The organism is Prevotella pallens ATCC 700821 (genome assembly GCF_000220255.1).
Lineage (GTDB): Bacteria > Bacteroidota > Bacteroidia > Bacteroidales > Bacteroidaceae > Prevotella > Prevotella pallens.
This window is the reverse complement of sequence record NZ_GL982513.1, coordinates 727,891-734,425: the sequence shown is the minus strand read 5'-3', so window position 1 is coordinate 734,425 and position 6,535 is coordinate 727,891. Positions and strand designations below refer to the sequence as shown.

The 6,535-nt window shown below is 37.5% G+C and carries 5 protein-coding genes; 4 read left to right on the top strand and 1 reads right to left on the bottom strand.

All coding sequences use genetic code 11. From position 1 onward, the window contains the following. Window positions 1–161: 161 nt before the first annotated feature. The 4 genes from HMPREF9144_RS02755 (at window position 162) to ispF (ending at window position 6,159) form a co-directional block, all read left to right on the top strand. Entirely contained in the window at window positions 162–779 is a 618-nt protein-coding gene (locus HMPREF9144_RS02755; RefSeq protein WP_006044326.1) for a fumarylacetoacetate hydrolase family protein, read from the top strand. A gap of 43 nt (window positions 780–822) precedes the next feature. Beyond that, complete coding sequence (gene porU / locus HMPREF9144_RS02750; RefSeq protein ID WP_006044325.1) at window positions 823–4,368, top strand: type IX secretion system sortase PorU; 3,546 nt, start codon at window positions 823–825, stop codon at window positions 4,366–4,368. A gap of 88 nt (window positions 4,369–4,456) precedes the next feature. Beyond that, window positions 4,457–5,635: a type IX secretion system outer membrane channel protein PorV gene (gene porV, locus HMPREF9144_RS02745; RefSeq protein ID WP_006044324.1), complete on the top strand. Its 1,179-nt coding sequence runs from the start codon at window positions 4,457–4,459 to the stop codon at window positions 5,633–5,635. Between the two features lie 47 nt (window positions 5,636–5,682). Beyond that, the gene (ispF, locus tag HMPREF9144_RS02740) at window positions 5,683–6,159 is read left to right on the top strand and encodes a 2-C-methyl-D-erythritol 2,4-cyclodiphosphate synthase (protein WP_006044323.1); all 477 of its coding nucleotides are present in this window, start codon (window positions 5,683–5,685) and stop codon (window positions 6,157–6,159) included. A gap of 221 nt (window positions 6,160–6,380) precedes the next feature. On the opposite strand, the gene HMPREF9144_RS14060 is transcribed toward ispF, so the two are convergent. After that, a partial coding sequence (locus tag HMPREF9144_RS14060; protein WP_006044322.1) for a hypothetical protein occupies window positions 6,381–6,535 on the bottom strand: 155 nt, incomplete at its 5' end.

The following is a 6,535-nucleotide window of genomic DNA, read 5'->3' as shown; positions in this document are numbered from 1 at the left end:
AGATTTAGGAGAAATAAAAAGAATGTGTTTTTTATTTTATCAAGGTTCGGTTACAAAAAATTTATGTAAGTTTGCAAAATAAATAGGTGTATATCCGAGTGTCAATACTTTGTTGCCTATTTTGTTTATATAGAAGTAAAAAAATCGCAAACGAATTAGAAATGAAGATATTTGCAATAGGAATGAACTATTCCGAACACAATAAATCGCTACACGACACGTTAAATAAAAAAGAGCAACCAGTGGTATTCTTGAAGGCTGATTCATCGTTATTAAAAGATGGTAAACCTTTTTTTATTCCTGATGATTTAGGACGAATAGAGTATGAAACCGAACTGGTAGTGCGTATTTGTAGGTTAGGAAAAACTATTCCAGAGCGATTTTCTCACCGCTATTATGATGCTGTAACGGTTGGAATTGATTTTACTGCACGCGATTTGCAGAAAAAATTGAAAGAACAAGGGCTACCTTGGGAACTTTCGAAGAGTTTTGATGGAGCAGCAGCACTGGGAAGCTGGATAGAAAAGGATAAATTCTTAGATATTCAGCGCATTCATTTCCACCTTGACATTAATGGTAAAACAGTACAAGAAGGTTGCACAAGCGATATGCTTTATAAGGTAGACGAAATTGTAAGCTACATTAGTAAGTACTTTACGCTAAAGACAGGAGATATTATTTATACTGGGTGTCCCACAGGGTGTGCTTCCGTTGCTATAAACGACCATTTAGAAGGTTATGTTGAGGATAGAAAAATTCTTGACTTTAATTGTAAATAAACGATATTGAAGAGAACATCTTCAATCAGAAATAACGAAACGAATGAAACGTAATATATTAAGTTTTATATTATTGTTGCTTGCAATTTCAGCGCAAGCACAAAAACAACGTTTCTTCAATCTTACGGTTGAAGATGTTACAATAGATTCTTTATTACCACATTTTACGTATGCAATTCCTATTGGAGAGAATTATGCAGATTCTACTTACCAATTAGAGATACGATATCCAGAGTTTCTTGATATGAGTGCTGCAGACATTTCACGCTATAATAAATTGTCGGGAATGCCACTTTCTAGCTTGCCAAATATACAACAACAAATGGTAGTAGAGCGTAAAAAAGGAATTCTTGAGTTTTCGCTCGTCCCTATTGTAGAACGTAATGGCAAAAAACAATTCTTAGTTAGCTTTATGATTGCACTAACTTCAAAGCCTCGCAATGCTCGTCAGGTTCGTGCTAATCGTGTTTCAACAACAGGAAATACACAACTTTATGCAAATCATTCCGTATTATCGTCGGGTAAATGGGCTAAAATTCGTGTACCTGCTAATGGTATTTATAATCTTACTACCGATGTAATTCGTCGTGCAGGATTTTCCGATTTAAGTAAAGTGCGTATTTATGGATATGGTGGTAATTTGCAAGACGAAAGAATTTCATCAGCTTATCTGAAAGAATTTGATGATTTAAAGGAAGTTCCAAGTTGTTTTGTGGGTGGAAAACGTCTTTTTTATGGACGTGGACCAGTAAGTTGGGATAGCAATACAGCAACAATACGCACCCGTAACCACTATTCTAACTATGGCTATTATTTTATTACAGAAAGTACAGAAGCTCCTTTAACAGTAGACGCCAATACTTTTTTGACATCGGTATATCCAACAGCCGACGATTATCATAGTTTACACGAAATAGAAAATTACAGTTGGTTTCCAGGTGGACGTCGATTCTTTGAAAATACCCCTATAGCTGTTGGAAAAACACAAACATATACACTAACCAACACAGCAAAAGCAAGCAATGGAACTCTTGCTATTGGTGTGTCGGCAGGAAAAGGACGCACTTCCATACAAATAGAAGTGAATGGTGAAAAGAAAGGCGAACTAAGTATGTCTACAGGTGAATTTGATTATGGTGCTGAAATTGAAAGAAAATACCCATTAGTGGGACTACATAATGTAGATTCTATTAAGATAACAACACTTTCAGGAGGTCCTGCACGTTTAGATTATGTATCAATAACCTACGATAAACCTCGTTCTGCCCCAAACTTAACAGAGGGAACATTTCCTGTTCCTGAATACGTATATAACATTACCAACCAAGACTTACATAGTCATACTCCCGTAGACCTTGTTATTATAATTCCAACCAGTCAGAAATTGCTAAAACAAGCACAGCGTTTGGCTGCTTTCCATGAGCAACATGATGGCATAAAGGTACGTATTGTGCCTGCTGATGAAATTTTCAACGAATTTTCAAGTGGAACTCCCGATGCTATGGCATATCGTCGGTATATGAAAATGCTATACGATCGTGCAAAAACAGAAGCCGAAATACCAAAGTCGCTTTTACTTTTTGGCGATTGTGTATGGGATAATCGTATGATAACACCTGAATGTAGGTTGCTAAATACCGACGATTATTTACTTGCATACGAGAGCGACAATTCGTTTAGTTTAACCGATTGCTATATTAATGATGGTTGGTACACACTTATGGACGAAGGAGAAGGTGTAAATCAAACTAATATAGACAAAGAAGATATTGGTGTGGGACGTTTTCCTGTAAGTACGCCAGACGAAGCACAAACTATAGTAGACAAGACCATTAATTATGCAATAGATAAGAATGCTGGCGATTGGCAAAATGTTATTATGTTTATGGGCGATGATGGAAACAACAATCTACACATGCACGATGTAAACGAAACAGCAGAAGCTGTTATGAATACATATCCTAATTATGTTGTTAAAAAAGTGATGTGGGACGCTTATAAACGTACTAGTTCTTCTACAGGTTTTACATATCCTGAAGTTAGCGCTATTATAAAACAACAACAGGCACAAGGAGCACTTATTATGGATTATGCAGGACATGGTTCTGAAATTCAAATATCACACGAGGCTGTGTTACGTATTACAGATTTCCAAAACTTTACTAATAAAAATCTTCCTCTTTGGATTACTGCAAGCTGTGATATTATGCCTTTCGATGGAACTATTGCTACTATTGGCGAAGAAGCAATGTTAAACAAAAAAGGTGGCTCGGTAGCTTTCTGGGGAACTACCCGAACTGTATATGCAAGTTATAACAAACATATAAATACTGCTTTTCTGAAACATGTGTTGAGCTTTAAAAATGGAAAACCAACCACACTTGGTGAAGCACAGCGCTTAGCAAAAATAGATATGATAAACACAGGGCAAGACCAAACACGCAATAAGTTGCAATACTCGTTGTTGGGCGATCCTGCTTTGTCGCTTAATTTGCCTACCTTGAATATTGTTATCGATTCTATAGATGGTAGTGCTATCAGTAATTCTGGTCAAATAAAATTAAAAGGTGGTACCATTGCCACAGTAAAAGGACACATCGAAAAGAATGCAACAAAGGTGGAAAACTTCAATGGATTAATGTCTGCAACTGTGCGCGACACTAGAGAATTGATAACTTGTAAGGGACAAGAAGAAACAACGAACACTCCATTCAGCTACTACGACCGTCAAAAAGTACTTTATAATGGTTCCGACAGTGTTCACAATGGCGAATTTAAATTTACTTTTGCCGTTCCTCGCGACCTTAATTATACTAATGGTACTGGTCTTATAAATGTATATGCAGTAAGCAACGACCATACTTTACTGGCGAATGGCGCAGAAGATAGGTTTACAATAAATGGTTCAGAGCAAGTAAGTAACGATTCTATTGGACCTTCCATCTATTGTTACCTCAATACACCATCATTTGTAAATGGTGGTAAGGTGAATAGTACACCATATTTTGTTGCACAAGTTACCGATGCCAATGGTATAAATGCAGCGGGTAATGGAGTTGGACACGATATGCAACTCATTATTGATGGAGATATGATGCGCACTTACAACCTTAACGACAACTTCCGCTTCGACTTTGGTAGCTATACAAAAGGAACTACTTTCTTCAGTATTCCTGAACTATCTGAAGGACGACATCAACTGAAATTCCGTGTTTGGGATATTCTCAACAATCCTTCTACTGCTACACTCGATTTTACAGTAGACAAGGGAATGGCTCCTGATATAGAAGATGTGAGTTGCACAAATAACCCTGCCAAAACAGAAACAACGTTCATTGTAACCCATAATTATGTTGGGGCAAATGTAGATATAGAATTGGAAGTACTCGATACATCGGGACGTTTATTGTGGAAACACAAAGAAAATGGAATAGCATCGGGTAATGTCTACACAATGAATTGGGATTTAATCATTAATTCTGGTGCACGTCTGCAAACAGGTGTGTATCTCTATCGTGTTCGGATAGGTTGCGGTGGTGCCGTGAAAGAGTCTAAAGCAAAGAAACTAATCGTAATAAACAATAAATAAGTCTTTATGTACGTTTGTGTATTAATGAAGTGTTCGAATTACGAACCTGAGACAATTGTACAAACTAACAGATAAGAATACAGAAAGAATGAATAAGCCTTATAGAATATTGAGTCTGTTCTTGCTTACATGGATAGCTTCAGCAACGATGGCACAGGACAAGAAAGATATTTTTAACCCAGTAAACCATGCTGTTACTTCGCAAATGATAGCCCCCGATGCCCGTGCTGCTGGTATGGGAGATGTAGGAGTTGCCACTGATCCTGACGTAAATTCGCAGTATTGGAATCCTGCAAAATATCCGTTTACCATATCACGTGCAGGAGTTTCACTGAACTATACGCCTTGGTTACGACAGTTGGTAAACGATATGGATTTAGCTTACCTTTCTGGCTATTATCGAATTGGCGACTATAGTGCTGTATCTAGTTCATTACGCTACTTCTCTTTAGGCGAAGTTACGACTGGTGGTAGTACCGATGGGTCTGCTGCAATGACAATTAAACCTTACGAACTGTCGTTTGATGTTGCATACTCGCTAATGCTGAGCGAAAAATTCTCATTAGGCGCTGCTGTACGTTGGATATATTCAGACCTTACTTATAACTTTAACGAAGAAACTGCACCAGGGTCTGCATTTGCTGCCGATATCTCTGCTTATTATCAAAATTATATCAATATTGGTAGTCGTGAGTGTCAGCTAGGATTGGGTATGAATATTTCAAATATTGGTTCGAAAATTACATTTGGTGGCGATAATCGGTCTGAATTCATACCAACTAACTTGCGTTTGGGTGCATCGTTGATGATTCCAATTGATGAATTTAATCGGTTCACCATTGCAGCTGATGCCAACAAATTTCTTGTTCCTACCTATCCAAAGCGCAATTCAGATGAATCGGAAGTAGATTACCAAAATCGTTTACAAAAAGAGTATTACGATGTATCGTCTATTTCGGGAATCTTTAAGAGTTTTAGTGATGCTCCTGGTGGTGCAAAAGAAGAACTTCAGGAAGTAAACTGGAGTGTCGGAGCTGAATATGTTTACAACGACAAGTTCTCATTGCGTGCTGGTTACCACAACGAAAGCGAAAATAAAGGTAACCGTAAATACTTCACAGTGGGTGCAGGCTTCAAGATGAGCGTATTCTCACTTGATGCAGGCTATGTAATTGCAACGGCAAAGAGCAATCCACTCGATCAAACCTTGCGTTTCACCTTAACGTTCGATATGGACGGAATTAAAGACTTGTTTAATAGAAAGTAACACTTAATGCTGCGAGGAAGGAAACTTCCTCGCAAACGTTTCTGAATATGATAAGAGTAGGAATGGGCTACGATGTCCATAAACTTGTAGAAGGTCGTCCACTCTATTTGGGTGGTATAAAGATAGACCACACGCTTGGTTTGCTGGGTCATAGCGATGCTGATGTATTGCTACACGCTGTTTGCGACGCTTTGTTAGGTGCAGCAAATATGCGAGATATTGGTTATCACTTCCCTGATACGGCAGACGAAACTTTAGATATGGACTCGAAGGTGATACTACAGAAGACAATAGAATTAATAGCTACAAAGGGCTATTGTGTAGGGAATATAGATGCTACAGTATGTGCAGAACGTCCGAAGATTAATCCACATATACCTGCTATGAAAGCTTGTATGGCAGAGATTATTGGTTGCGATGAAGATGCAATATCCATCAAAGCAACAACTTCTGAACGAATGGGTTTCGTTGGTAGAGAAGAAGGCATAGCAGCCTATGCTGTTTGCCTCATAGAGAAAGTTTAAACACTAAGCTTATTGAAGAATATCTGAAAAAGAATATAAGTTCATTCTCCTTATTTCTTATTCACACTCTCTTTTCTTTCTCTTTCTGGATTCTGTGTTATTTTAATTCTATCATTGACAAAAATTTAAATCAATAAAAAAGAGGGTGTGTCAAAATTGATACATCCTCTTTTTTACTCTCCCTTTACCTTGTCTACCACATAATTCGTTATTTACTGCAGCTATGCTGCTAATTTCATATAAAATGATTTATAGGGCTTTAAATAGCCTATATAAACTTGTATAAAGCATCTGAAGGTGCCTAAAAGTACCTCCATAATGTCTTTTAGTTCCTTGAGATTGGTTTTTCTACACATTTTCCCTATGTTAAAGGCAA